The organism is uncultured Thiocystis sp. (genome assembly GCF_903866365.1).
Classification (GTDB): Bacteria; Pseudomonadota; Gammaproteobacteria; order Chromatiales; family Chromatiaceae; genus Chromatium.
In genome coordinates this window covers 1-3,916 of record NZ_CAIPNF010000047.1, presented here as the reverse complement: position 1 = coordinate 3,916, position 3,916 = coordinate 1, and the positions used below count along the sequence as shown (strand labels likewise).

Annotated in this window: 5 protein-coding genes; all 5 read right to left on the bottom strand. The window is 59.9% G+C overall.

The window, feature by feature from the left end:
* On the bottom strand, positions 1-553 hold a 553-nt coding region (locus tag QZY07_RS02745; protein ID WP_295399570.1), incomplete at its 3' end, for a hypothetical protein.
* A gap of 144 nt (positions 554-697) precedes the next feature.
* Entirely contained in the window at positions 698-1,165 is a 468-nt protein-coding gene (locus tag QZY07_RS02740) for a peptidylprolyl isomerase (RefSeq protein ID WP_295399569.1), read from the bottom strand.
* A 118-nt stretch (positions 1,166-1,283) separates the two neighbouring features.
* Positions 1,284-2,078 (bottom strand): trypsin-like peptidase domain-containing protein, encoded by a 795-nt coding sequence (locus tag QZY07_RS02735; protein WP_295399571.1) that lies wholly within the window; start codon positions 2,076-2,078, stop codon positions 1,284-1,286.
* A 124-nt stretch (positions 2,079-2,202) separates the two neighbouring features.
* A complete protein-coding gene (locus QZY07_RS02730) occupies positions 2,203-3,414 on the bottom strand; it encodes a D-alanyl-D-alanine carboxypeptidase (protein WP_295399568.1) in 1,212 nt (403 codons plus the stop codon).
* Between the two features lie 321 nt (positions 3,415-3,735).
* A partial coding sequence (locus tag QZY07_RS02725; protein WP_295399567.1) for a hypothetical protein occupies positions 3,736-3,916 on the bottom strand: 181 nt, incomplete at its 5' end.

The window sequence follows — 3,916 nt, the reverse complement described above, 5'->3', positions numbered from 1 at the left end:
GATTGCCACCCGCTATGACAAGTTGGCCCGCAATTTCCTGGCGGGAATCCATTTGGCCTCGGCAAGCATTCTGCTCGCATGATGGAGATGTCCTGGTTCTCAATGCTAATCCCACACAATAAGAATTGATGACACGCCCTAGGGAAATCGAGACCAGTATCCCGAAGAGCAGAAGTATACCGACCAGCATCGATCTCCGGCGTTTGAAACCATCCTCCACCTCATCGCGATAGCTCTGCCAGCTTCTCTGGAGTCGGGTTGCGGTCAGCCGACGGTCGTCATCGACATCCGCAATGCGCGTCACTAGTGCAACCTCGGCATCCCTGAACTCGTTTCTATGCTGCTCCAGATTCGCCGAGAGAGTGTCAATCCGAGCGGCCTGTCGCGCCAGACGGGCCAGAATGCTGTCGCCTTCCGCGTCCGCTTCAGCGTGGCCGAGACGCTCTCCCGACGGCGCGCCCAAGCCAGGCTGCGACGGCTCGAGGCGCGGCTCTACAGGCCCATCGTCTTTGTTTGGTTGAGTCTGGTGTTGTGGATCTTGCTCATGTTCCATGGACAGTGCATCCCGATGCTGCTTTTGGCGAAGATGCTAGCGCTGAATCCTGATGCCTGCCGGGCGCTTCAATGAACCCCTCGCTGCGGATTCGGCCGGATCAGCGTCCAGGCGGTCTATCTTGGTTCTTGTCGACCACGGCAACTAGCGAATCGCAAGTAACTCTAAGGCGAATGTCAGATCCCGGCCCGCCAGTGGATGGTTGCCGTCGATCGTCACCTGTTCCGAGTCAAAGGACTTGACGACGAACGAGATGGGAACTCCATCGGGACTTTCCGCGCTCAAAATCAAGCCTTCGTGGAGCTCGATGTCTTTCGGGATCGCGGCGCGGGGAATCACCTCCGTCATCTCGACTTGATAGGAGCCGTAAGCATGATCGGAAGCAATCGTCACGATTTTGGACTCCCCGACCGACATCCCGAGCACCGCCGACTCGAAGCCTGGTATGACGCCAGCCTCACCGAGGGTGAATTCCATCGGTTCGTGACCGACGGTCGAGTCAAAGGTCGTGCCGTCATCAAGTCTGCCAGTGTAATGGACCCTGACAGTATCGCCCAGTTTCGCGTGGGACATGAAAAGCACCTGGTCAAGAATCTGGAAATGGTCATGCATTCGCGCCCTATCGCTGGCTCGGCGGGCTTTCGCCAAGGCGTTACATGACCGAATAAAGCCGGTCGGCGACACTCAAGGATAGCCCACCAGCGAGTGCAAACTGGTTTAACCGTCGGATTCAACGTCGCTTGATCATCCGACCTAACGCAGTCCGGGCCCGGTTACTGGGAACGGCAAAGCCGATACCGACGTTGCCGCCGCTGGGGCCGATAAGCGCGGTGTTGATGCCAATGACCTCCCCGGCCAGATTGATCAGCGGACCACCTGAATTGCCAGGGTTAATGGATGCGTCGGTCTGAATCAGTTCACCGAGCTGGTTCCCGGCGATGCCGCTACGCCCGACCGCGCTGACGATCCCCGATGTGACCGTCTGGCCCAGACCGAAAGGGTTGCCGACCGCGATCACGAAATCGCCGACTTCCAATCGGTCCGAGTCACCGAGCGACAGAGCCGTGACGTTCACCGGAGGTATTTTCAGAATGGCGACATCGGTCCCGGTATCGGAGCCGAGCAGCTGCGCCCGGAAGCTGCGTCGATCCTTCAGTGTGACCATGATGGTCGTGGCGTTCTTCAGCAGATGATCATTGGTCATCACATAGCCATGCGCCGCATCGACAATGACCCCCGACCCTACGCTCTGGCGCTGCTCGGGTTGATCCAGATCCGGAACCGTCAAACCGAAGCGGTCGAGGAAGCGGCGGAAATCGGGATCGCGCAGAAAAGGATGGTCATCCATGGACGCCCTCGACTCCACCGAAATATTGACAACGGCCGGCGTGACCGTGCGCATCAATGGCGCCAGGGACGGATAGTTGACGCCTGCCTTTCGGTAAGGAAAGGCGCTCGGACCGGGTGCGTCCAGACGTTCGGTACCAGCGGACGGCAGGATGGAGCAAGAAACCGCCAGCAACATGGCCAGCACCAGGATGACAAATCGCGCCACCTGGATGCCGGAGCGGTAGCGGTGATAGGGGCTTCGGGATGATACTGGCACTGAGTTCAGTCCTGTTCGCACGAGACGGCAAGAGTGTTGCCGATTAGCGGACCAGGCTGCTCGCGACCCGCTGCCTGAGGTTGTATTCCACCGGTTGATTCAGGAGCAACGCAAAGGGTGCCCAGGCACCCTCGCGTCGCACATATCCAGCGTAGCAGCTCACGCCGCGGAGTGTGCCGGTTTTCGCGCGCACGTCTTTGTTACCCTCCTGTACCGACAGGAGATCGCGGTAGGGCGCAAAGGCTTCCAGTAACTCGACGAGTTGCCGTGCGCTGAGACGGTTGCCGCGCGAGAGTCCGGCACCATCTTCAATGCTGAACTCGCGCCAACCGAACCGGCTGCGCGCGAAATCCGTCATGTTGCTCCGGGCGGCGGCCATGCTCACGACGCCTTCGCCCCGCGGATCCGCCAGTCGCAGAAAGAGCGCATTGGCAATAAAGTTATTCGAGAATTTCAGCATGGATTCGACTGTCTCCACCAGGGTATGACTGTTGGCGTGACGATAGAATCGCTTGGTGTGACGCGGCATGGGTGCGATTTTCCGCTGGTTCCCGACGCGCACCCCTGCCTGTTCCAGCTTGGCGGCCAGCAATTCGCCGAAATAGCGCAGCGCGACCTCGCGTTCGCGCAGGTTCACTCGCTGCTTGCCGGCGCCACCGGCCAGTCCGAAGCGACGGGCGGTGGGAGTGAGCGGGGTTTGGGGCTCGGCGCTGCGAACCTGATCGCCAATGCGGACCAGATTGAGGGTATTAAAGTTGGCCGCCAACGCCGTCACCGGTGCATCATAGGGATTATCCGAGGCTGATCGTCCGGCAATCTCCACATCCGGGCTGAAAAAGCTGTCGTCGAGCCCGATGCCAGCAACCTCGCGCAACCCCCTGGACTTGAGCGCGGCGACCATCCGATCCAATTCCTCCGAGACCAGATAGGGATCGGCATAGCCTTTTACCCACAGCCAGTCGGTGCCATCCTGATGGAAGTCGGTTTGGAAACGGTCATCGCGCCCCCAGGTCTCAAGTGCCGCGAAGGCCGTCAGCAATTTCATGGTCGAGGCCGGGATGCGAGGCGTGTCCGGCTGATACGCGATCAGATCGCGTCCCCGCTCCTTGAGCAGCAGACTGGCCTGGCCCATTCCCTTGACCTGAGCGAGCGGGTCCGTTGCCGCCGCTGGCGGGACCGATAAGGCAAGCAGAATCAGGAGCGAGGTCACCCAGTGACGCTGACTGGAAACGATGGGGTGGGTCAGTGATTTCATCCTGGACTCATCGCGTTTTGATTCACAGGCCCTGCCGATAGCAAACAAAGCCCGCAACGCGCAAGGCACTAAAAAACCCGCACTTAGGCGAGTTCGCGGATCTGTCTGAATGGACTTTTGGACGGGCTTTTGGTGGAGCCAAGGGGGATCGAACCCCTGACCTCCGCATTGCGAATGCGCTAACCGCCATTCTATATCTTTAATTATCAACACGTTAGCATATCCGCCCCGCGCTTCCGTGTCCCCAACGTGACGCAGTGTAACCCAACGTGACCGGAGCGCGTCACGTTTTCGTCACGCTATCAAAAACCGCTGCCGCCTTCAAGATTCCTCCTCGTCCGGCTCCGACCCGAGCGTCACTGGCTCGAACCCGCCGTCGCGCGTGGAGTACATCGCCACCCGTGGCTGCTGCGCCTGACGAAACAACTGTTCGTCGGCCAGGCCAAGCGCCCGGCGCGCCGCCGGAATGTCGATAGCCTGGGTGCGCAGTCCAATCTTGCGG